This window comes from Hansschlegelia quercus (assembly GCF_004310425.1).
Taxonomy (GTDB): domain Bacteria; phylum Pseudomonadota; class Alphaproteobacteria; order Rhizobiales; family Methylopilaceae; genus Methylopila; species Methylopila quercus.
In genome coordinates this window covers 450,606-473,559 of the sequence record NZ_SIUB01000003.1, presented here as the reverse complement: position 1 = coordinate 473,559, position 22,954 = coordinate 450,606, and the positions used below count along the sequence as shown (strand labels likewise).

Sequence of the window (22,954 nt, the reverse complement as noted above, 5' to 3'; positions counted from 1 at the left end):
GTTCGCGAAGGAGGTCGTGCGCGCACGCCCACGTGAGCAGCCGCACTCGGTGTTGCGGTCTGCGGCGGCGCACTTTATCTAGTTCGCGGGGACGTCCAGAAATCTGATCGCGATGGCGCAAGCTGTCGCCCTTTCGCGTAGGTGGCCCCTCATGGCACGTATCGCCTCGTTCGCCGGCTCCGTCGCCGGTAGCGCGCTCCTGAGCCTCGCCATAGCGGCGCCCGCCGCTGCGCAGGGAGCGCCAGGGCCTCTTCCCGTCACGATCGCACAGCCGACCAAGCGGAAGGTCTCGGACGTCGCTGAGTTCACCGGCCGGTTCGAAGCGTCGCAGATCGTCGATGTCCGCGCCCAGGTCAGCGGCCAGCTCGTCGAGGTCGGCTTCAAGGACGGCGCGGAGGTCAAGAAGGGCGACGTGCTCTTCAAGATCGACCCGCGCAACTATGAAGCGGCGCTGCAGCAGGCTCAGGCGTCGGTGACGACCGCGAACACCCGCATCGTGCTGACCAAGGCCGACGTCGACCGCGGCAAGGAGCTGCTGCGCACCGGCGACATCACCGACCAGGTCGCCCAGCAGCGCAACCAGGCCTATCAGGAGGCGCTCGCCAGCCTCCAGTCAGCCCAGTCCACGGTGGCGACCGCAAAGCTCAACCTCGAATGGACCACGGTGACCGCGCCGATCGACGGAAAGATCGGCCGCAAGATGGTCGACGTCGGCAATCTGATCGCTGCGGGCGCCGGGTCGACGGTGCTGACGACCATCGTCAACACCAAGCCGATCTACTTCTATTTCGACGTCGATGAGCAGAGCTACCTGCGCTATCTCGGCTTCCTGCGCGCGGGCCTCCTGAAGCGCGAAGAAGGCGGCTCGCCGGTCAAGATCTCGCTGCCCGACAGCAACAAATACGACGTCGACGGCCGCATCGATTTCGCCGACAACCAGCTTGACCAGCAGACCGGCACACTGCGTCTGCGCGCCTCGATCCCCAATCCGGACGGCTTCCTGACCTCGGGCGTGTTCGGTCGCGTCCGCATCCAGGCGAGCCCGGAATATGACGCCCTGCTGGTGCCCGACGAAGCGATCATGTCGGATCAGACGCGCAAGGTCATCCTGACGGTCGGTCCGGAAGACAAGGTCGTGCCAAAGGTTGTCGAGCTCGGCCAGCTCAACGACGGCGCGCGGATCATCAAGAGCGGGCTCGCTCCGGAAGACAAGGTGATCGTCAACGGGCTGATGCGCGCCCGCCCGGGATCCAAGGTCATCCCGCAGACCGCCGAACAGGCGAAGCAGCAGCAGCAACAGGGGGCCGCCCAGCCCGCCGCGGGGAAGTAAGCGATGGGATTCGGGCATTTCTTCGTTGACCGGCCGATCTTCGCGGCGGTCATCTCGATCGTTCTCATGATCGTCGGCGCGGTCGGGTTGCTCGCGCTGCCGATCGCGCAATATCCCGAGATCGCGCCGCCGACCATCGCGGTCACAGCGCAGTATCCAGGCGCCAACGCCGAGACCATCGCCGAAACCGTCGCCGCGCCGCTCGAGCAGCAGATCAACGGCGTCGAGGGCATGATCTACATGAACTCTCTGGCCACCGGCGACGGCCAGCTGCAGCTCACCGTCACCTTCCAGCCCGGCACCAACCAGGACATCGCGCAGGTTCAGGTCCAGAACCGCGTCAGCCAGGCGGATCCGCGCCTGCCGGAGGCGGTCCGACGCAACGGCGTTCAGGTCAACAAGAGGTCCTCGGACTTCCTGATGGTCGTGAACCTGATCTCGCCCGACAAGTCGCTCGATACGGTCTACATGTCGAACTACGCGTCGGTGAACGTCATCGACGCGCTCAAGCGCATCAACGGCGTCGGCGACATCCGCATCTTCGGCGAGCGCGAGCTCTCCTTGCGCGTCTGGCTCGACCCAAACCGCCTGGCGGCCTACGGGCTGGCGGCAGGCGACGTCGTCACCGCGATTTCCCAGCAGAACGTACAGGTCTCCGGCGGCTCGCTCGGCGCTCCGCCGTCCCCGCCCGGCACCGCCAGCCAGATCACCGTCACGACGCAAGGGCGCTTCCAGGACCCCGAGCAGTTCAAGCAGATCATCGTCCGCGCCACGAATGACGGCCGCCTGCTGCGCGTCGGCGACGTCGCGCGCGTCGAGCTCGCGGCGCGGCAGTATTCCTCGAACTCCTATCTCGCCGCCGACCCGACCGTCGGCATGGGCGTCTTCCAGCGCCCTGGCACCAACGCGACACAGGCGGCGGAGCAGATCAAGGCGACGATGGAGACCCTCAAGGGCGCGTTTCCGCAGGGCCTCGAATACCGCATCGAGTACAACCCGACCGAGTTCATCAATGAGTCGATCGACGCGGTCGAAGAGACGATCTACGAGGCGGTCGCGCTCGTCGTGATCGTGGTCTTCATCTTCCTGCAATCGTGGCGCGCGGCGATCGTGCCTGTGGCCGCGATCCCGGTCTCTCTGATCGCGACCTTCTTCGTGATGTCGACGTTCGGCTTCTCGCTGAACCTGCTCACGTTGTTCGGCCTGATCCTCGCGATCGGCATCGTCGTCGACGACGCCATCGTTGTGGTGGAGAACGTCGAACGAAACATCGCGCTTGGGAAATCGCCGCGAGAGGCCGCGCACGCCACGATGGACGAGGTCGGCACCGCCGTCATCGCCATCGCGCTGGTGCTCTGCGCCGTGTTCGTCCCGACCGCGTTCATCCCCGGCATCTCGGGCATCTTCTACAAGCAGTTCGCGCTGACCATCGCGAGCGCGACGGTTCTGTCGGCGATCGTGTCGCTCACCTTGTCGCCGGCCTTATGCGCGCTGCTGCTCAAGCCGCACCAGCACGGCAAGAAGCGAAACCTGCTCGCCCGTGCGGGCGATCTGTTCAACCGCAACTTCGATCGCGGCGCGCACGGCTACTCCCGCAGCGTCGGCTGGATGGTCGGGCACCGCACGATCTTCCTGCTGATCTACGCCGTCCTGATCGGCGGCGCGGTCTACATGTTCTCGATCGTCCCAAGAGGCTTCATCCCGCAGGCCGACCAAGGCTACGCGATCCTGATCGCGCAGTTGCCGGAGGGCGCGAATCTGCAGCGCACCGACGAAGTCGCCCGGCGAGCGAGCGAGATCGCGCGCGGCGTTCCAGGCGTGAAGAGCGCGGTGACGATCGCGGGCTTCAGCGGCGCCACCTTCTCGGCCGCCTCCAACGCCGCGACGAGCTTCATCATCTTCGATCCGTTCGACAAGCGGAACGAGCATGGGGCGAGCCAGAGGGCGCCGGCGATCCTTGCCGAAGCCCAGAAGCGCTTGGGCGTGATCCAGGACGCCTTCGTCATCGCGATTCTGCCTCCGACGGTGCGGGGCATCGGTCAGGGCGGCGGCTTCAAGATGTACGTGCAGGACCGCACGGGCCTCGGCTTCCCGGCGCTTGAGGCGAGCGTCAATGACATGATCGCGAAGGCCAACGCCAGCGGTCAGGTGACCGGCGTATTCACCGCCTTCAACACCCGCGCTCCGCAGTTCTACCTCGACATCGATCGCGTCAAGGCGCAGCAGCTGAACGTGCCGATCGAGAACATCTTCGAGGCGCTTCAGACCCTGCTGGGCACGGCCTATGTCAACGACTTCACCGCGCTCGGACGAACCTTCCAGGTCAACGCCCAGGCTGACGCGCAATTCCGCGTCAAGCTGTCGGACGTCTACCAGTTCAAGGTGAGGGCCACGAACGGCGCGCTGGTGCCGCTCGGCACGCTGATCACCGAGCGCAACCAGACCGGCCCCTACACCGTAGAGCGCGAGAACATCTACAACTCGATCGCGGTCCAGGGTAATGCGGCGCCCGGCGTTTCGACGGGTCAGTCGATCGCCTACATGGAAGGCCTCTTCAAGGAGGTGATGCCGCCCGGCGTTCAGTTCGAGTGGGTGGATCTCGCCTATCAAGAGAGGCTTGCCGGCAATACGGCCACCTACGTGTTCGGCCTCGCCATCCTGTTCGTGTTCCTGTTCCTCGCGGCGCAGTACGAAAGCTGGGCTCTTCCGCTCGCGATCATCCTGATCACGCCGCTCTCGCTGCTCGCGGCGCTGCTCGGCGTGCATGCGCGGGCGTCGGACAACAACATCCTCACGCAGATCGGCTTCATCGTGCTGATTGGCCTCGCGGCGAAAAACGCGATCCTGATCGTGGAGTTCGCCCGCCAGCGCGAGGACGAGGGCGAAAGCCCGATGCAGGCCGCGATCGACGCGTGTCGCGACCGTCTGCGGCCGATCATCATGACCTCGCTCGCCTTCTCGCTCGGCGTCGTCCCGCTCGCCTTCGCGACCGGCGCCGCCGCCGAGCTCAGGCAGGCGATCGGCACGGCCGTGCTCTCGGGCATGATCGGCGTCACGATCCTCGGCCTGTTCCTGACGCCGGTGTTCTATGTCGCGATCCGGCTGCTCGTGAACCGCTTCCGGAAAAAGAAGGATGACGGCGCGCCGAAGGGCGACGGACATGAGCCACGTTCGACCGACAGCCATGGCGCGCCGACGCCCGCCTGAGGGATTGGAGCGGATCGATGATCCAAAGGGGCGCGGCGCAGGCTGCGCCCCTTTTTCATTGGTGGCTCGGGCTCCTCAACCGTCATGCCGGTCTTCGCCGAGCATGACGGTGGGTTGCGCCGACGCCTCCGCGAGCCAAACAAAAAGCCCCGACGCTCACGCGTCAGGGCTTGTCTCAGTCTAGCCGTCGATCGAAGCCTTCACGCCACCGGGCGGACTTCTTCGACTTCCGGCACGAAGTGGCGCAGCAGGTTCTCGATGCCCTGCTTCAGCGTCGCGGTCGATGAGGGGCAGCCCGAGCACGAGCCCTTCATGTTGAGATAGACGACGCCCTCCTTGAAGCCGCGGAAGGTGATGTCGCCGCCGTCCTGGGCGACCGCGGGCCGCACGCGAGTGGCGAGCAGCTCCTTGATCGTGTCGACCGTCTCCGCGTCGCTCTCCTCGAAGAACTCCTCGCCGTCAACGTCCGGCTCGTCGCCCGCTCCTGCAAGCAGCGGCTCGCCGGAGAGATAATGCTCCATGATCGCGCCGAGGATCGCAGGCTTCAGATGCTGCCATTCGCCGCCAGCCTTGGTGACGGTGACAAAGTCCGAACCGTAGAACACGCCCGTAACGCCATCGATCGCGAACAGTTTTTGCGCAAGCGGAGAGCGCGCGGCGTCCGCGCCTGGTTTCAGCTCGAGCGCGCCGCCGGGGAGCACATCGCGGCCGGGCAGGAACTTGAGGGTCGCCGGGTTCGGCGTGGGTTCGGTCTGGATGAACATGAGTGAAACGCCTTTCGGTTCTCGGAAGAGATGGGCGTTTGAGCGCGAAGGGTCAATGCAAGACGCTGCCGCCTCAGATCAGCCCCTTCTCCTCAGCCAACGCCTTCAGCGAAACGAGCGGCCGGGCGCCGACATGGGAGATGACCTCGGCCGCGGCGAGCGAGCCGAGCTCGGCGCAGCGCTCGAGGGTCAAGTCGCGCGTGAAGCCGAACAGGAAGCCGGCGGCGAACAAATCGCCTGCGCCGGTCTTGTCGACGATCGGTCCATCGACAGGGGCCGCCGGAACGCGGATGCGCGAGGCGCCCTCGACAACGACGCAGCCCTCGGCGCCGAGCGTCACCGCAGCGAGCTTGACGTCCGAGGCGATCGCCTCGATCGCCTCTTCGATGTCTGCGGTCTCGAAGAGCGACTTCAACTCGCCGTCGTTGGCGAACAGAAGGTCGACAGCCCCCTCGCGCAGCAGCGCGAGGAATTCGGCGCGGTAGCGATCGACGCAGAAAGAGTCGGAAAGCGACAGCGCGACCTTGCGGCCCGCGGCGTGGGCGACGGCCGCCGCTTCGCGAAACGCCTCTTTGGCCGCTGGCGGGTCCCAGAGATAGCCTTCGAGATAGACCACCTTGGCGGCCTTGATCGCGTTCTCGTCCAGATCACCGACGCCGAGATCCTGCGCCGCCCCGAGATAGGTGCTCATCGTCCGCTCGCCGTCCGGCGTCACCAGCACGAAGCAACGGGCGGTCGCGACGCCGCCTTCCGCGGCCGGCGTGGAATAATCGACGCCGATCGCGGTGATGTCGTGCCGGAACACAGCGCCGAGCGTATCGGCCTTCACCTTGCCGACGAAGGCCGCGCGGCCGCCGAACGAGCCAAGCCCCGCCAGCGTGTTCGCCGCCGAGCCGCCGGATGCTTCGACGGCCGGCCCCATCTTCGCGTAGAGCGCCTCGGCGCGCGCCTCGTCGATCAGCGCCATGGAGCCCTTGGCAAGACCTTCGGCGGCGAGGAACGCCTCGTCGGTCTTCGCGATCACGTCGACGATCGCATTGCCGATGCCGAGCACGTCGTACTTCGCGTCGCTCACTCTGGTCGCTCCGGATGTTCAGAAGGGGGTGGCGGCCCTTGCGTGGGCTGACGCGCGACGCCATAACGCGCCGTCGTATTTCAGGCAAACGAACCAACCTCAAAGCATCGAACGTGGTGGCGAGCGTGACCGAGCGCGTATTCTCCGGCGTGCAGCCGACCGGAAACCTGCACCTCGGCAATTATCTCGGGGCGATCAAGCGCTTCGTGGAGCTGCAGCAGCGGTTCGAGTGCCTGTATTGCGTGGTCGATCTCCACGCCATCACGGTCTGGCAGGATCCGGCCGAGCTGAAGCGGTCGATCCGCGAGGTCGCGGCCGCGTTCCTCGCGGCCGGCGTCGACGGCGAAAAGCACATCGTTTTCAACCAAAGCCAGGTCTCGGCCCATGCCGAGCTCGCCTGGGTGCTGAACTGCGTCGCCCGCCTCGGCTGGCTGAACCGCATGACGCAGTTCAAGGAGAAGGCCGGCAAGGACCGCGAGAACGCTTCGGTCGGGCTCTACGCCTATCCGAACCTGATGGCGGCCGACATCCTGGCCTATCGCGCGACGCATGTGCCGGTCGGCGAGGATCAGAAGCAGCATCTGGAGCTCGCCCGCGACATCGCGCAGAAGTTCAACAACGATTTTTCCGCCTCGATCGCCGAGCTCGGGCTGGACGAGAAGTTCTTCCCGCAGCCCGAGCCGCTGATTGCGGGGCCCGCGACGCGCGTGATGTCGCTCCGCGACGGCGCGAAGAAGATGTCGAAGTCGGACGCCTCCGACGCAAGCCGCATCAATCTGACCGACGACGCCGACCAGATCGCCGCCAAGATCCGCCGGGCGAAGACCGACCCGCTGCCGCTGCCCGAAAGCATCGAGGGCCTGAAGGAGCGTCCTGAGGCCGACAATCTCGTCGGCATCTACGCCGCTCTTGCGGACTCCGACCCGGCCGCGGTGCTGGCCGAGCATGGCGGCGCGCAGTTCTCGCAGTTCAAACAGGCGCTGGTGGACCTCACCGTCGCTAGGCTCTCGCCGATCACCGCCGAGATGAAGCGCTTGGTCGCCGACCCCGGCCACATCGACGCCACGCTCGCATCCGGCGCCGAGCGCGCGGAAGCGATCGCCAAGCCGACGATGGATGCGGTGAAGGACATTGTGGGGTTCGTGCGGCGGAGCTGAAGCCAGCCTATCCTTCGCCCATTGCTCCCGAACGCCCCTCCCCCCATCATCGCGCGATGAGCGTTCCCCGCCGCTGCTACGAAGCCGGTCATCGGCCGAAATTCCTGGTCGTCGTCGACGACAGCCCCGAGGCCGACCGCGCGCTCTACTTCGCGGCCCGTCGGGCCGCTCGCGTCGGCGCCACCGTGACGCTGCTCGCGGCGATCGCGCCCGGAGAATTCCAGCACTGGTTCGGCGTCGGCGAGGTGGCGCGCGAGGAGGCTGAGGCCGAAGCCCAGGCGCGGCTCGCCCGCTTCGCGGCCCGGGCGCGCTCGGCCGCCGTCGAGGCCGAGACCATCGTGCGGCAGGGCGCAGAGGGCGACGCCGTCGCCGCGCTGATCGGCGAGGACGAGGACATCGCCTTGCTCGTGCTCGGCGCCGGCGCTGGCTCGGAAGGGCCCGGGCCGCTGGTAAGCGCGATCGCCGCGCGCGCCGCCACCTTCCCCGTGCCGATCGCGATCGTGCCGGCGCAACTCACCGATTCCGAGATCGACGCGCTCGCGTGACGCAAAGCCCGCTCATCCCCGTCTTCGACGGCCATAACGACACACTGCTGCGGCTGCGCGAGCGGCGCGAGCCGGACGGCGGCGCCGCAGCCTTCCTCGAAGGCGGCGCGGGCGGCCAGCTCGATCTGCCGCGGGCGCGCGAAGGCGGCTTGTTCGGCGGACTGTTCGCGGTCTTCACGCCGTCGCGGCAGCTCGGCGTCGATTACGTCGCGATGATGCGCGAGGCCGGCTACGACGTTCCGCTGCCCTCCCCGCTGCCGATCAGCGAGGCCCAGAGCGCGACGCTCGGCATGATCGCCGGGCTGATGCGGATCGAGCGGGCGTCCGACGGCGCGGTCGCGATCTGCCGGAGCGTCGGGGACATCGAGACCGCCAAAGCGCGGGGCGCGCTTGCGACGGTGCTCCATATCGAGGGGGCCGAGGCGATCGGGCCTGATCTCGACATGCTGCACGTGGCGTACGCCGCCGGCCTGCGCTCGCTCGGACCGGTGTGGAGTCGGCCGAACGTGTTCGGCCATGGCGCGCCGTTTCGCTTTCCGTCCTCGCCCGACATCGGCCCCGGCCTGACGATGGCGGGCAAGGACCTGCTCGCCGAATGCGACCGGCTGAAGATCCTGTTCGACCTGTCGCATCTCAACGAGGCCGGGTTCTGGGACGTCGCCCGGCTGTCGCGCCAGCCGCTGGTCGCGACGCACTCAAACGCCCACGCGGTGACCCCGCACGCCCGTAATCTCACCGACGCTCAGCTCGACGCGATCCGCGACAGCGGCGGCCTCGTCGGACTGAACTTCGCCACCTGCTTCCTGCGCGAGGACGGGCGCATGCGCGCCGACACCGGGCTCGAAACCATAGCGCGGCACCTTGATCACCTGATCGGCCGGCTCGGCGAAGACCATGTCGGCTTCGGCTCGGATTTCGACGGCGCGATCGTGCCTGCCGGGATCGGCGACGTCGCCGGCCTACCGCGCCTGTTCGAGGCGCTCCGCGGCCACGGCTTCGACGACGACCTTTTGAAGAAGATCGCCGCCGAAAACTGGCTAGCGCTGCTGCAGCGCTCCTGGGGGAACTGACAGGGTTCACAGCGAGTTGATGGGCGAAAGCGCAGGGTCGTCCCACGGGCTCCGTGTGAGTTCATGCGCAAATGCACAGCAGGCCAGCGCGTAACGAACGGGAAGCCCGCAGCGATATGCGTTATAAGACCGTCATGGCGATCGGCGATTTCGCGGTCGCCGCCACGGCTCGCCGCTGAAAGCGGGAGCCTTTAACAGGAGGCGCACATGGCTTCTGCCGCCCTTCCCATTCTCGTCAGCGACGGCGGCCTTAGCCGCTACCTCGACGAGATCCGTAAATTCCCGATGTTGGAGCCTCAGCAGGAGTACATGCTCGCCAAGCGTTGGCGTGAGCATGGCGACCGCGACGCCGCCCACCAGCTGGTCACCAGCCATCTTCGGCTCGTCGCCAAGATCGCGATGGGCTATCGCGGCTACGGCCTGCCGATCGGCGAAGTCGTGTCCGAGGGCAATGTCGGCCTGATGCAGGCGGTGAAGCGCTTCGAACCCGAGAAGGGCTTCCGGCTCGCGACCTACGCGATGTGGTGGATCCGCGCCTCGATCCAAGAGTACATCCTGCGCTCGTGGTCGTTGGTCAAGATGGGCACCACCGCGAACCAGAAGAAGCTTTTCTTCAACCTGCGCAAGGCCAAGAGCTCGATCTCCGCACTGGAGGAAGGCGACCTCAGGCCGGATCAGGTCAAGACGATCGCGACAAAGCTCGGCGTTACCGAGACCGACGTGGTCGACATGAACCGCAGGCTCGGCGGCGACGCCTCGCTCAACGCGCAGCTGCGCGAGGACGAGGGCTCGTCGGAGTGGCAGGACTGGCTGGTCGACGACAGCGACAGCCAGGAGACGCGGCTCGCCGAAAGCCAGGAGCTCGACAACCGCCGGAGCGCGCTTTCCGGCGCGCTGACCGTGCTGAACGATCGCGAGCGGCGGATCTTCGAGGCGCGCCGGCTCGCCGATGACCCGCTCACTCTCGAGGAGCTGTCGGGCGAGTTCGGCGTCAGCCGCGAGCGGGTGCGCCAGATCGAGGTGCGCGCCTTCGAGAAGGTGCAGGCCGCAGTTCGCAGGAACGTCGCAGAGATCGAAGCTCACGCCTGATCAGGGCCTAACCCTCTTGATATTTACAAAGCCGCGCGGGCGACCGCGTGGCTTTTTCTTTGTCTTAAGGGCCGACGAAAAATTGTGAGTCGTCTCGGCAACAGTATCGCCAAAAGGGTTAACGGCGACTCTTGCTTGCGACGCTCGAATCACAACACATTTGGGAAAGAGCACGGGACGTTCCGAACGTTTCCGTTAAAGTTGAGCTAATCTGAATCGTCGCTTCCCCGTTCTGTGCGGAGAAGTGTTGTGAAGGTGACGATCGACTTCTCGCTCTCGTTCGCAGCCGTGACTTTTCACTTACGCTCGGAGACGCGCCGCATGAGCGGTCAGGTCGACATCAACGCTCTCGCCAGCAGCCTCAGCAATAACGGGCCGCAGCGCGACAAGCTGTTCCAGTCCATGGAAGGCGCGGTGAAGGAAATCGTCAATTTCCTTCTTCCCTCCGACCATCTCCTTCAGCAGATGGAGCGCACGCTGGAGCCGGTCGCCGGCGCCGGCGCCGAGAAGGTCGCCATTCGCCGCGACGAGCTCGAGAGCGTCATCCATCTCGTCTCCAGCGCGCACGTGCTGTCGTCCCGGCTGCGCACGATCTTCGCGCTCGCCGCGAATGGCGGCGGCGCGCCGCAGACGGCCCCGGAGGTCGAAGCGCCGGTCGCCGTTCAGCCGGAAGCGCCGCGTCCGCTTGAGGACGTTTCGCTCCGCGAGGACGCCCGCGCCCGCGAAGAGGCCCGCCTCCGCGACGAGGCGAGACTGCGTGAAGAGACCCGCGCCCGCGACGAGGCCCGCGCCCGCGAAGAGCTTCGCGCTCGGGATGAGAGCTGGCGCCGCGAGCTTCGCGAGCCGCTTCGGCCGATCAAGGCTGCGTGACGACTCCTTCTGGTGGGTCTGTGTGACTGCTTCGTTCGCGGGCTTGACGCTGTAATAGCGTAACGCCGTCTCTGCCTGATACGGTTCGGGGTGTCTTGTTGCAGCCACTGCTCAGCTCCCGAACCGAAGCCTGACGACCGCGCTCAGCGCCGCGTCTTGTGGGCTGTCCTCGCCATCAACGCGGCGATGTTTGCGATTGAAGTCGGCGCAGGCCTTGTGTCCGGCTCCGCGTCGCTGCAGGCCGATGCGCTGGATTTCCTCGGCGACGCCGCGAATTACGGCGTCAGCCTCGCAGTCATCGGAATGGCGCTCCGCCACCGGGCGTCGGCTGCCCTCCTGAAGGGCGTCACCATGGCGTTGTTCGGTTTGTGGGTGATCGCCGTCACTATTTGGCATGGCGTCTACGGCATCGTTCCCGCGGCTGAGACGATGGGCGCTGTGGGCTTGATGGCTCTGGCGGCGAACGCCGCCTCGTTCGGCCTGCTCTGGGCCTACCGGGACGGCGACGCCAACATGCGGTCCGCGTGGATCTGCACCCGTAATGACGTGCTCGGTAATCTCGCCGTGATGCTCGCCGCTTTGGGCGTGTTCGGCACGGGCGCGGGATGGCCCGATCTGATCGTCGCCGGCGTGATGGCGATTCTAGCGCTGCAGGGCGCCGTCCTTGTCATAGGCCAGTCGCTTCGCGAGCTTCGGGGCCAGCCCGCTTCGGCTTCAGTCCCGGCGTCCTAAGGCGTCGCGCTTTCGCCTCCCTCCGGCCTCCCCCCGGCTACGCCGAACCGTTCCGACGGTCCACCGTCCGGCTCATGCGCTCCCCGCCTGCGGCCGGCCTCTCGCGCCATCCTCTTTTCCGCAAGGCCATCCTCGCCGCCTTGCCTCCCGCGGCGCGATCCTTTAGCAAGCCGCGGGAGAACCCTGGCTCTCCGCGAGCTGGGGTCTTTTTGTTTGGGGCGCTTCAATCGCGCCCCGAAGAGGAGACGCCTGATGGCGAACGTCGTGGTGGTCGGCGCCCAGTGGGGCGACGAGGGCAAGGGCAAGATCGTCGACTGGCTGTCCGATCGGGCGGACGTCGTCGTGCGCTTCCAGGGCGGACACAACGCCGGCCACACCCTCGTCGTCGACGGCGTCACCTACAAGCTCAGCCTGCTGCCGTCCGGCGTCGTGCGCCAGAGCAAGCTCTCGATCATCGGCAATGGCGTGGTGGTGGACCCGCATGCGCTCGCCTCCGAGATCGAGCGGCTGCGGGGCCAGGGCGTCTCGATCACGCCGGACAATCTCAAGGTCGCCGACAACGCCACGCTGATCCTGTCGCTGCACCGCGAGCTCGACGCGCTGCGCGAGGGCTCGAATGAGGGGACGCGCATCGGCACCACCAAGCGCGGCATCGGCCCGGCCTATGAGGACAAGGTCGGCCGGCGCGCCATCCGCCTGCGCGACCTCGCGAATTTGCCGACGCTGCGCCCGAAGATCGAGCGGCTGCTCAGCCATCACAACGCGCTTCGCCGCGGCTTCGACCTGCCGGAATTCACCATCGACGCGATCTATGACGAACTCGCCTCGGCGGCGCCCAAGGTGCTGCCTTACGTCGACGCGACCTGGGAAATCCTCGACGAACGCCGCCGCGCCGGCGCGCGGATCCTGTTCGAAGGCGCTCAAGGGGCGCTGCTCGACGTCGACCACGGCACCTATCCGTTCGTGACCTCGTCGAACACGGTCGCCGGCCAAGCCGCGACCGGCTCGGGCGTCGGTCCGAAGACGATCGGCTATGTGCTCGGAATCGCCAAGGCCTACACGACCCGCGTCGGCGAGGGTCCCTTCCCGACCGAGCTGACGGACGAGATCGGCAAGCGCCTCGGCGAGCGCGGCCACGAGTTCGGCACCGTCACCGGCCGTCCCCGCCGCTGCGGCTGGCTCGACGCGGTGGCGCTTCGCCAGACCGCGCGGACCTCGGGCATCGACGGCATCGCGCTGACCAAGCTCGACGTTCTCGACGGCCTCGACGAGGTAAAGGTCTGCGTCGGCTACACGCTCGACGGCGAGACCATCAACCGTCTGCCGGCGAGCCAGGGAGCGCAGGCGCGCATCGAACCGATCTACGAGACGGTCGAAGGCTGGTCCGACACGACCGCGGGGGCGCGCTCTTGGGCCGACCTTCCCGCGCAGGCGATCAAGTTCGTCCGCCGGGTGGAGGAGCTGATCGATTGCCCGATCGCGCTGGTCTCCACCTCCCCGGAGCGGGCCGATACGATCCTCGTCGCCGACCCGTTCGAGGACTGATTAAAAAAGGCTTGTTGGCCGTGTCTTTCGCGTCCTCGACGCGGGCGAATCCCTGCCGTATGTCGACCTTATGGCCGATTACTTTCCAGTCATTTCGCGCGCGGTCGCGGGGCTAGAGAACAACACGGGCGAAGCGCGACGCGCCGTCTACGAGCGCGCGCGAGCCGCGATCGTGAAGCAGCTCCGCGCGATCGACCCGCCGCTGTCGGAAGACGACATCGGCCGCGAGCGGATGAACCTCGAGGAGGCGATCCGGCGCGTCGAGGCGGAGGCGCCGGCGCCCGCCTCCGCAAAGACCGCAAAGCCCCTCGATCAGAAACCAGCGGCGCCGCGGTCGGCCGAGCCCGCGAAACCGCAGCCGCTCCCCAAGGCGCCGCCGCCCGTTGCGGCGAGACCTGAAGCACCGAGGCCGCCAGAGGCTGCCGAGACCGCCTCGTCCGAGCTCGCGCGGCCGGAAGCCGCGAAGGGCCAGGCCAAGATCGCGCCGCCCGTCATGCAGGGCCCGACGCCCACCAAGCGCTCGGACGGCCGTCCGATCATCGCGGCCGGCAGCAGGCCGGACGCTGCGAAGAAGAAGCAGCGTTCCGCGCCGCTCATCGCGCTTCTCGCGCTGGTTCTGATTCTCGCGGGCACAGGCCTGTTCCTCGCCCGCGACCGCATCGCCGGCATGCTCGGGGGTCGCTCCGGCAGCGAAGTCGCCCGCCAGGAGCAGCCCGTGACCGAAACCGCGGCGCGCGATCAGGCGCCCGAGGCCCAGCCGCAGGACGGCAAGAGCGACGATCGCCTTCCGCAGGACGGCGCTCCCGCAGCTCCGGCTCAGCCTGCGAACGAGCAGCAGACCGCCCGCGTCGAGCCGCCCGCCGCGGCTGCGCCTGCAGCGCCCGCGGCGACTGACTCTTCCTCGCCGCCGCCGTCGCAGACCGGCCCGCTGGTCGCCCAGCGCGCCACGCTCTACGAGGAGGGCCCGAACCAGCAATCCGGCGAAGCGCTGGCGGGAACGGTGCTCTGGCGCACAGAATCCGTGACGAGCGGACAAGGCCAGCCGCTAGAGACGGCGATTCGTGGCGACATCGAGATTCCAGGCCGGAACCTCCGGGCCACGATGGTGATCCGCCGCAACTCCGACGCGACGCTGCCGGCGAGCCATACCGTCGAAATTCAGTTCGACCTGCCGCCCGACTTCCCGAACGCCGGCGTCGCAAACGTGCCGGGCGTGGTGATGAAGGCCGACGAATCGGCGCGTGGCGCGACTGTCTCGGGGCTTTCGGTACGCGTGACGACCGGCTTCTTCCTGATCGGCCTCTCGAACCTCGACACCGAACGCTCGGTAAACGAGCAACTGTTGCGCGACCGCAGCTGGATCGACGTGCCGATCCTCTACGACAACGGCCGCCGGGCGGTGCTGACGCTCGAGAAGGGCACTCCGGGAACGCAGGCGTTCAACGACGCCTTCAACGCTTGGCGCAGCAGCCCCGCGGCTCAGGCGCAGCCTTAAGTTTGATAGGCGCTGCAGACGGCGCCAGCGGACAATCGGCTTTGCGGAGAAGCAAAAGAAAAGGCGGAGCGCCTGACCCGGCGCGCCGCCTTTTCTTCGTTTGCTTGAAAGCCTCCGCTCAGGCGCGGATTTCGGCGGCGCCCATGGGGTGGCGCTCGACGAGGGCGCGGCGGAGCTTTTCCAGCGCGCGGTTCTCGATCTGGCGAACTCGCTCCTTGGAGATGCCGAGCCGCTCGCCGAGCGCCTCCAGCGTCACCGAGTTTTCCGCGAGGCGTCGCGCGCGCACAATCTTCAGCTCGCGCTCGTTCAGCACGTCGAGGGCGGAGCGCAGCCAGGTGACCCGACGTTCGGTGTCGATGCTCTCGCCGACCGTCTCGTCCGGAAGCGGCTGGGTGTCGACGAGAAAGTCCATGCGCTCCGACGATGAGTTCGGATCGCTGTCGATCATCGGCGCGTTGAGCGACATGTCGGGTCCCGACAGCCGTGAATCCATCAACGCCACGTCGGCCTGGGAGACGCCGACAGCCTCGGCGATCTTCTTGTGGAGCGCGCCGGGCGCGAGCGGCTCGCCGGTCTTGCCGAGGCGGGCGCGCAAGCGGCGCAGGTTGAAGAACAGCGCCTTCTGAGCGGAGCTGGTGCCGCCGCGCACGATCGACCAATTGCGAAGGATGTGGTCCTGGATCGCTGCGCGGATCCACCATGTGGCGTAAGTGGAGAAGCGGACTTCGCGCTCCGGCTCGAAACGAGCGGCGGCTTCGAGCAGGCCGACATGACCCTCCTGGATCAGGTCGGGCATCGGCAGGCCGTAATGACGGAAGCGGGCGGCGATGGCGATGACGAGCCGCATATGGGCGGCTGCGAGGCGATGAAGGGCTTCGGTGTCGCCCTCGTCCTTCCAGAGAACGGCGAGGTCATGCTCTTCCTGCCGCTCGAGGAACGGCGCCTCCATCGCGGCCCGAACGAAACGACGGCGCACTCCGGCCATTTGCGACATAGCGGCTTGTCTCCAGCTTCGGGCCATCCCGCGGGACGGTTCGGAGGGAAAACGCCGGTCAACGTGAAAAAGGCCGCGCGAAATCTGGTATTTTCGATCACGGTTTCGTGATCAGAGGCGCATGCCCCTTGTCGAGGTGAAGGTGGCGGAAAGGCGCGAAGTCAAGGCCTGACGAAAAAGGCCCGGCGCGATGGCCGGGCCTTTTCCAAAAGTTGCTCCGAAAAACCTCAGGCCGCTTCTTCCTGGGCCTCGGCTTCCACCTCCGCCTCTTCGCCGCGGCCGCGCCGCGGACCCTTGGCGAGCTGCCCTTCGATCACCTTCTGCGCCTCGATATCCGTCAGCTTCTGGACGGCCGCGACTTCACGCATCATGCGGTCGAGCGCCGATTCATAGAGCTGACGCTCGCTGTAGGACTGCTCGGGCTGGGTTTCGGCGCGGAACAGGTCGCGGACCACCTCGGCGATTGCGATGATGTCGCCGGAGTTGATCTTCGCTTCGTATTCCTGAGCGCGGCGGCTCCACATCGTCTTCTTCACGCGGGCGCGGCCGGTCAACGTCTCGAGCGCCTTGTCGACGAGCGTGTCCTCGGACAGCTTGCGCATGCCGGCCGACGCGACCTTCGCGACGGGCACGCGCAGGGTCATCTTGTCCTTCTCGAAGGAGATCACGAACAGCTCGAGGGTATGGCCGGCGATCACCTGCTCTTCGATGGCGACGATCTGGCCTACGCCGTGGGACGGGTAGACGACGTGCTCGTTCGTCTTGAACCCATGGCGACCCTGCGAGGTTTTCTTGATGGTCATGCTGATCCGCACTCCGTGACGTACGAAGCGCCGCCCGAGCGGCGCGTCGCACCTGAAGGACCCGGACCGGCGACCGCCAAGCCCGGACATCATCAACAGGGCCGACCGGCGCAAACTGCCGGAGGCCCGCGATCAGGGATGACAGGGCCGTGCGCCCCGAAGACGCTCATCGCGCGCCAGGACGAAAATCCAGCCGTGTTGCCGAAGGAACGCCATGGCCGCTCGAAGAGCGGGCGCGTCATCCTGACCGTTGTGATGGACTATCACGAACGGCGCCAAAAATCAATGAAATAGACGCAAAGCTACAACACCCGACGCATGTCGCGGCGCCGCGGCTCTGGCGCTCAGTCGCCCTCGCCCGGCTCCGGCGAGAAGTATTTCTCGAGCTTGCCCTCGACGCCGTCCATCTCCTTGGCGTCCGGCGGCGGGTCGCGCTTGATGGTGATGTTCGGCCACGACTTCGCGTAGTCGCCGTTCAGCTTCACCCAGGACTCAAGTCCCGAGTCCGTGTCGGGCTTGATCGCCTCGGCGGGGCATTCGGGCTCGCAGACGCCGCAATCGATGCACTCGTCGGGATGGATGACGAGCATGTTCTCGCCCTCGTAGAAGCAATCCACGGGACACACTTCGACGCAGTCCATGTACTTGCAGCGAATGCAATTGTCGGTGACCACGTAGGTCATCGTATCGTCGTCTCCTGTACAGGAAGCGAGGACGTAGCGAAGCCGCCCTTGCTGCGCAAGCCCCGGCGGGCGTTTCGCTGTCATGCCGTCGACCGCTTGTCCGGACGAGCGCCGTGACCGCAGGAGCTCCTCTCACGAGGCGGCGCCGTGTCAGGGCTTCGGCGTTTCCTCGCCCTCCATCAGATCATCATAGAGGCCGCGCGCTTCCGTCGCAGGTCCTCGGCGCCCGCCGAGCGCGACAACGCGTACGACCCTGACGTCGCGGACGAACGCCATCGTCAGCGTGTCGCCAACGCGCAGCGGCTGAGCCGCGGTCGTGGCCCGCTGACCGTTGATCCGGACATGACCAGCCTTGGCGAACTCGGCCGCAAGCGAACGGGTCTTGAGAAAGCGCGCACGCCAGAGCCAGACGTCGAGGCGCGCGCGTGTCGGTCGGCCGGCTTCGGGCGGTCCCGACGCCAAGCGGAACTCAGCCTTCGTCCTTGCCCTCGAGGCGCGCCTTCAGCGCCGCGAGCTTGGCGAAGGGCGAGTCCGGGTCGACCGGACGTTCCGCGCGCCTAGCGGCGGGCGGCGGGGAGCCTGCATTGGCGTGGGCGCGCCATTCGCCGCGATCCTGTCCGCGGCCGCCGCGCTCGGGACGTCCGCCGCCGCCGTCGCGCCGGGGCGGACGGTTGTCGGGGCGACGATCCCCGCGCTCGCCGTCCCGCGGCGGGCGATTGCCGCCTGCTGCCCCCTGCGGACGGTTAGCGCCGGGCCCTTGAGGGCGTTCGCGGCGGTCGTCGCGCCGGGGCTGGCGATCCTGGCCAGGAGCCGGAGCGGCCGCCTCGCGCGGAGCTGCAGCGTCGCGCGGAGGCCCGCGGCGCTGGTCGCGCCCGCGCGGCTGGCCGCGGTCTCGGCGCCCGCCGCCGGCGGGCCGCCAGACTTCGATCATCTCAGGCTCGGTCGCGACAGCGTCGACGGACGGCGCTTCCACGCCAAGGTCTTCGATGACCTCCGCCGAGAGTTCGGCCGAAATTTCCGCATCAGCGGCGGCGGCGGTCGCAGTCTCGACCGCCTCGTCGTCAGCGACGGCGTCGAGCGCCTCGCTCGGCACGTCGTCGGAGCCGATCGGGCCCAGCAGCGCAGGCTCCTCGGAGGCGACGTCGAACACCGGTTCGTCGGCGACCTCCGCCTCGGGTTCACTCGCGGCGACGTTCTCAAACTCGATCGCCGCATCGGTTTCGGCGTCGATTGGCGCTTCGCCCCGATTGATCTCTACGGTCTCCGAATCCGGCTCCTCGACGGCCGTCTCGTCGGCTTCCGGCGCTTCGGCGACAGGCGCCGCGCCTTCGGTCGAAAGATCGGGTTCTTCGGAATCCGCGCTCGCCGTCTCGACGGTCTCCGCGACATCAGTCACGTCGACCGGCTCGCTCTCGGGCGCCGGCAGCGCGACCGCCGCTTCAGGCGGCGACACCGGCGTCGTGGGCTTCAGACGGCGCTCCATGCGGTAGCCGAGCGAGCGCAGGATCTCGGCGAAGTCCTCGCCGGAGCAGCCGGCGAGTGAGGTCATCGCGACAGTGACCGTAAAGCCCGCTCCGTCGGCGGCGCCCGCGGGCGGCGTGCCGGGCTGACCGGGCTTCCAGGCGATCGCCGGGCGGATCAGGTCCGCTAACCGCTCGAGAATGTCGACGCGGATCGCGCGGGCGCCGCAGACGCGGTAGCCGAGCGCTCGGTACAGGCCTTTGTCGATCGCCGTATCGACCGGGATCGATGTGCGGCCGGCCGACGCCAGATGCGCGACCTCATCGACGCCAGGGCCGCCCTCGGAGCCGTGCGCGAGCGACCAGAGCTGGGCCGCGAGCGCGCGCGGCGCGGGCTTCATCAGCAGCGGCATATAGATGTGGTGCGCGCCGAAGCGGATTCCGTGCTTGCGCAGCGCGGCGCGCGCCGTCTGGTCGAGGCCCTTGACCTCCTCCGCGACGCGGGCGCGGTCGAGCACGCCGAGCTCCTCGACGAGCTGATAGGCGACGCCGCGCGCGACGCCGATCACGTCCTCCGCGGTCTCGATTGCGGCGAGGCCGCCAAGCAGCTTCTGGACATGCGCGCGGATCCACTGGTCGAGCCGCTTCTCCACCTGCTCGCGGGCCGCGCCTGTGAGCTGTTCGTCGGCGAGGATGCGGACGCGGGGGCTGAGCGCTTTGTCGCCCTTCACCAGCTTGCCGACCAGCTCGCCCTGCCAGCGAACCGCTCCGTCGGCGGCGAGCACGATGTCGCCGTCGCCGGAATTCGAGAACCGGTTGGCGCGCGCCTCGATCTCGCCCGCCAGCGCCTTGGAGGCCGCGGCGCGCAGCGCCTTGCCCTCGGTGCCCTCCGCGGAGGAGTCCGGCGCGAACTGGAAGCCCGCGAGCCGACCGACATGGTGGCCCTCGACCAACACGTCGCCGTCCTTGTTGATCTCGGCCTCGAGCATGTCTTTTTCCCTCAGGCGGCGCATGAGCACGCTGGTGCGCCTGTCCACGAAGCGCTGCGCGAGCCTGTCGTGCAGAGCGTCAGAAAGTCTGTCTTCGACGGCGCGGGTGACGCCCTGCCAATGTTCGGGATCTGCAAGCCAGTCCGTTCGGTTGGCGACGAACGTCCAGGTGCGGATGTGGGCGATCCGCGCGGACAGCGTGTCGATGTCGCCTTCCGGGCGATCCGTCAAGGCGACGTGGCGCGAGAACCAGTCGGTCGGGACCCGTCCGCCGGGTCCGGTGAGGAAGCCGTAGAGCTCCGAGATGAGCTCCGCGTGCTGCGCCGGCGCAATCTTGCGGTAGTCTGGAACCTGGCAGACGTCCCACATCAGCCGGACCGCGGCCTCGCCTTTCGCGGCGTTCTTGGCCGCCGGATCGCGGGCGAGCGCAATCAGCGCGCGCACGTCGTCGGCGTCGGGCGCGCGGGTCAGCCCAGCCTCTGCCGGCGGCCGCGACAAGCTCGCGATCAACGCCTGCGGGTCGTGGAAATCGAGCGCCGCGTTTCGCCACTGCGCCACCCGGATGGCTGCGAAGCTGTGGCTCTCGATGCGCTCGACGATCTCCGGGTCGAACGGCTTGCAACGGCCGGTCGTGCCGAAGGTCCCATTCTTGAGGTGGCGCCCGGCTCGGCCCGCGATCTGAGCCAGTTCGGCGGGGTTGAGCTGGCGGTGCTGGTGGCCGTCGAACTTGCGGTCGCCGGCGAAGGCGACGTGATCGACGTCGAGATTGAGCCCCATGCCGATCGCGTCGGTCGCCACGAGATAGTCGACGTCGCCGGCCTGATACATCGCGACCTGCGCATTTCGGGTCCGCGGGCTGAGCTTGCCGAGCACCACCGCCGCCCCGCCGAGCTGGCGGCGGATCAGCTCCGCGATCGCGTAGACCTCCTCGGCCGAGAAGGCGACGATGGCGCTGCGCCGCGGCAGCCGGGTGATCTTCTTCTCGCCGGCGAATAGAAGTTCGGAGAGCCGCGGCCGCACCACGATGTTCGCGCCCGGCAGCAGCTTCTCGACGAGCGGGCGCATGGTGGCGGCGCCGAGGATCAGCGTCTCGTAGCGGCCGCGCATGTTCAGCATGCGGTCGGTGAAGACGTGGCCGCGGTCGAAATCCGCGCAGAGCTGGATCTCGTCGATCGCGACGAAATCGACGTCGAGGTCGCGCGGCATCGCCTCGACGGTCGAGACCCAGTAGCGCGCGCCGAATGGCTTGATCTTCTCCTCGCCGGTGACGAGCGCGACCTTTTCCGGGCCCACCTTCTCGACGAGGCGCTGATAGACCTCGCGCGCGAGCAGCCTCAGCGGCAGGCCGATCAGCCCGGAGCCGTGCGACGCCATCCGCTCGATCGCGAGATGAGTCTTGCCGGTATTGGTGGGGCCGAGCACGGCGGTGACGCCGCGCCCCCGCATGGGAGCGAGGATCGACGAGGCCGGCGCCGGAGCGAGGTCAAGCAGATCGCCGAATTCGAGAAAATCGCCTGTCATTCAGCGTTCTTTAACCCGGCAGCCCGCGCGGCGCAGCCCCGGCCGGGACGGGAAAACACGAACGGGTCGGGAACGGAACGGAGTCGAATCGGCGGCGCCTGGAACCTTCGCGATTCGTTCCGACCCGATCTCGCTCAGAGATCGACGCCTTTTGCGCCGGCCGCCTTCTCTTTGGTTTCCGTCACAAAGGACGTCGCGGTGATGACGGCTGTGCCGATCGGCGTGCGCACCGAAATCTTCCAGGGGATCAGCGCGCGCGAGCCTGCGACGGGCGCAAGCCAGACCTCCATGTCCTTGTTCTGCTCCATGAAGGTGACCTGCTCGCGACCGGGCTTATGGCCAGCGATCGCGCGATAGCTCGCCTTGCAGACGATCACCTTGCCGGAATAGCTGTCCTTCGCCTCGGGAGCGGCCGTCGCGGTCTCCATCCGGTCGTAATGAAGCGCAACGTCGTAACGCTGGCGGCCGTCGAACACCGGCAGGGTGCGGTCGCAGGACGACTTGTCGAGCAGCTCGCCCGAGCCCGCGACCGGCATCACCAGCGCGCTCAAGGGATCGACGATGCCGCGCTGGTCGGCCTCGGTGATCGGGACCGTATCCTTTGTCTTTACCGGCGGTTCGACCGAGATCTGCCGGATCGCGCCGCCGGCGAGGGCGAAACGGATGACTTGGCTTTTTTCCTTGCCGCGCGTGTTGAGCGCATAGGCGGTCGGCGTCACCGCGGCCCCGACATAGCCGCCGCGAGCGGCTGCGGCGCCCTGGCCGCCGGTCAGAAACTTCGCGAGCCCCGTCATCCGCAGGCTCATCGTGACGTCGTAGGACGCGCGGTCGATGCCGGCCTGGAGGCTCGCCGTGCCAATCCCGATCCCCATCAGCGTCACGTCATAGCGCGCGCGTAGCTGGGTTTCGGCGAAAGCGGGCGCTGCGAGGATCGGCGCGGCTGACAGGGCGAATGCGAGGCTCGCCACGGAAGCGGCGCGAAGCCGGGGCGAGGCGGGAAGGCGTGTCATCATCTTCAATCGGGCTTCGGATCTGCGGGCCTCGGCGCGGCGCCTCGCCGCCAGGCGTTGACGGAGGCGAACGCTTGGCGATGGTAGTGAGACTAGCGTCGATTCGGCTTTTTGTGAGGCTGATGCGCGGGCGGTCCTCAGCCGACCGTCGCGATCCTTGACGCTCAGGGCCGCCGAGACTATACGGGCGCCTTCAAACCGACAGGCTGTGAGACGGCCGAACGGACATGTCGTCCGGCGTCGTCGCGCTGTCCCAGACTATCGCCTCAGGAGCTCAACCCATGTCCCGGCGTTGCGAACTCACCGGCAAGGCCGTGCTCACCGGGCACAAGGTCAGCCACTCCAACCACAAGACCAAGCGCACCTTCCGTCCGAACCTGCTGCAGGTCTCGCTGATCTCGGAAGCGCTCGGCCGTTCGGTTCGGTTGCGCGTCTCCGCGCACGCGCTGCGCTCGGTCGAGCATCGCGGCGGCCTCGACGCCTTCCTCGCCAAGGCGAAGGACCTCGAGCTCAGCCAGGGCGCGCGCGAGCTGAAGCGCAAGATCGCCAAGTCCGGCGAAGCTGTGTCCGGTGAGAATGCCGGCGCCGAGCAGGCCGCCGCCTCCTGACCGCCCA

At 67.6% G+C, this 22,954-nt stretch carries 19 protein-coding genes; 11 read left to right on the top strand and 8 right to left on the bottom strand.

The genetic code is table 11. The features are described 5' to 3' along the window. Positions 1-151: 151 nt before the first annotated feature. Both EYR15_RS09280 and EYR15_RS09275 read left to right on the top strand, forming a co-directional pair. Positions 152-1,330, top strand: coding sequence for an efflux RND transporter periplasmic adaptor subunit (locus tag EYR15_RS09280; protein ID WP_131003231.1), 1,179 nt, complete (start codon positions 152-154; stop codon positions 1,328-1,330). Between the two features lie 3 nt (positions 1,331-1,333). Next, positions 1,334-4,537, top strand: coding sequence for an efflux RND transporter permease subunit (locus tag EYR15_RS09275; RefSeq protein ID WP_131003230.1), 3,204 nt, complete (start codon positions 1,334-1,336; stop codon positions 4,535-4,537). Positions 4,538-4,737: 200 nt separating this feature from the next. Here EYR15_RS09275 and EYR15_RS09270 read toward each other — a convergent pair whose 3' ends face one another. Together EYR15_RS09270 and EYR15_RS09265 are read right to left on the bottom strand one after the other, a co-directional pair. Then, a complete protein-coding gene (locus EYR15_RS09270; RefSeq protein ID WP_131003229.1) occupies positions 4,738-5,301 on the bottom strand; it encodes a NifU family protein in 564 nt (187 codons plus the stop codon). 73 nt (positions 5,302-5,374) lie between these two features. Then, positions 5,375-6,376 (bottom strand): adenosine kinase, encoded by a 1,002-nt coding sequence (locus EYR15_RS09265; protein WP_131003228.1) that lies wholly within the window; start codon positions 6,374-6,376, stop codon positions 5,375-5,377. 14 nt (positions 6,377-6,390) lie between these two features. Here EYR15_RS09265 and trpS point away from each other — a divergent pair, with 14 nt between their 5' ends. The 8 genes from trpS (at position 6,391) to EYR15_RS09225 (ending at position 14,879) form a co-directional block, all read left to right on the top strand. Beyond that, positions 6,391-7,533, top strand: a complete 1,143-nt coding sequence (trpS, locus tag EYR15_RS09260) for a tryptophan--tRNA ligase (RefSeq protein ID WP_382238400.1) — start codon at positions 6,391-6,393, stop codon at positions 7,531-7,533. Positions 7,534-7,589: 56 nt separating this feature from the next. After that, complete coding sequence (locus EYR15_RS09255; RefSeq protein WP_131003227.1) at positions 7,590-8,078, top strand: universal stress protein; 489 nt, start codon at positions 7,590-7,592, stop codon at positions 8,076-8,078. Then, positions 8,075-9,148 (top strand): dipeptidase, encoded by a 1,074-nt coding sequence (locus tag EYR15_RS09250; protein ID WP_131003226.1) that lies wholly within the window; start codon positions 8,075-8,077, stop codon positions 9,146-9,148. The genes EYR15_RS09255 and EYR15_RS09250 overlap by 4 nt, the downstream gene beginning before the upstream one ends. A 207-nt stretch (positions 9,149-9,355) precedes the next feature. After that, positions 9,356-10,237: an RNA polymerase sigma factor RpoH gene (gene rpoH, locus EYR15_RS09245; protein WP_131003225.1), complete on the top strand. Its 882-nt coding sequence runs from the start codon at positions 9,356-9,358 to the stop codon at positions 10,235-10,237. A 249-nt stretch (positions 10,238-10,486) separates the two neighbouring features. Further along, positions 10,487-11,107 (top strand): hypothetical protein, encoded by a 621-nt coding sequence (locus EYR15_RS09240; RefSeq protein WP_131003224.1) that lies wholly within the window; start codon positions 10,487-10,489, stop codon positions 11,105-11,107. A 90-nt stretch (positions 11,108-11,197) separates the two neighbouring features. Continuing rightward, entirely contained in the window at positions 11,198-11,839 is a 642-nt protein-coding gene (locus tag EYR15_RS09235) for a cation efflux transmembrane domain-containing protein (RefSeq protein WP_131003223.1), read from the top strand. A gap of 252 nt (positions 11,840-12,091) precedes the next feature. Further along, positions 12,092-13,384 carry an adenylosuccinate synthase gene (locus EYR15_RS09230; RefSeq protein WP_131003222.1) on the top strand — a complete coding sequence of 431 codons (1,293 nt, stop codon included), beginning with the start codon at positions 12,092-12,094 and terminating at the stop codon, positions 13,382-13,384. A gap of 70 nt (positions 13,385-13,454) precedes the next feature. Further along, positions 13,455-14,879, top strand: a complete 1,425-nt coding sequence (locus EYR15_RS09225; RefSeq protein ID WP_131003221.1) for a hypothetical protein — start codon at positions 13,455-13,457, stop codon at positions 14,877-14,879. A 118-nt stretch (positions 14,880-14,997) separates the two neighbouring features. Here EYR15_RS09225 and EYR15_RS09220 read toward each other — a convergent pair whose 3' ends face one another. The 6 genes from EYR15_RS09220 to EYR15_RS09195 form a co-directional block, all read right to left on the bottom strand. Next, a complete protein-coding gene (locus EYR15_RS09220; protein WP_131003220.1) occupies positions 14,998-15,873 on the bottom strand; it encodes an RNA polymerase factor sigma-32 in 876 nt (291 codons plus the stop codon). Positions 15,874-16,100: 227 nt separating this feature from the next. Next, complete coding sequence (locus tag EYR15_RS09215) at positions 16,101-16,676, bottom strand: CarD family transcriptional regulator (protein WP_131003219.1); 576 nt, start codon at positions 16,674-16,676, stop codon at positions 16,101-16,103. 344 nt (positions 16,677-17,020) lie between these two features. Beyond that, on the bottom strand, positions 17,021-17,359 hold the full coding sequence (fdxA, locus tag EYR15_RS09210; RefSeq protein WP_131003218.1) for a ferredoxin FdxA: 339 nt from the start codon (positions 17,357-17,359) through the stop codon (positions 17,021-17,023). A 150-nt stretch (positions 17,360-17,509) separates the two neighbouring features. Then, positions 17,510-17,821, bottom strand: a complete 312-nt coding sequence (locus EYR15_RS09205) for an RNA-binding S4 domain-containing protein (protein ID WP_131003217.1) — start codon at positions 17,819-17,821, stop codon at positions 17,510-17,512. A gap of 7 nt (positions 17,822-17,828) precedes the next feature. Beyond that, the gene (locus tag EYR15_RS09200) at positions 17,829-21,254 is read right to left on the bottom strand and encodes a helicase-related protein (protein ID WP_131003298.1); all 3,426 of its coding nucleotides are present in this window, start codon (positions 21,252-21,254) and stop codon (positions 17,829-17,831) included. 209 nt (positions 21,255-21,463) lie between these two features. Next, positions 21,464-22,342, bottom strand: coding sequence for a DUF3108 domain-containing protein (locus tag EYR15_RS09195; RefSeq protein ID WP_245498219.1), 879 nt, complete (start codon positions 22,340-22,342; stop codon positions 21,464-21,466). A gap of 278 nt (positions 22,343-22,620) precedes the next feature. On the opposite strand from EYR15_RS09195, the gene rpmB reads away from it, so the two are divergent. Further along, the gene (gene rpmB, locus EYR15_RS09190; protein WP_131003216.1) at positions 22,621-22,947 is read left to right on the top strand and encodes a 50S ribosomal protein L28; all 327 of its coding nucleotides are present in this window, start codon (positions 22,621-22,623) and stop codon (positions 22,945-22,947) included. Positions 22,948-22,954: the final 7 nt, after the last annotated feature.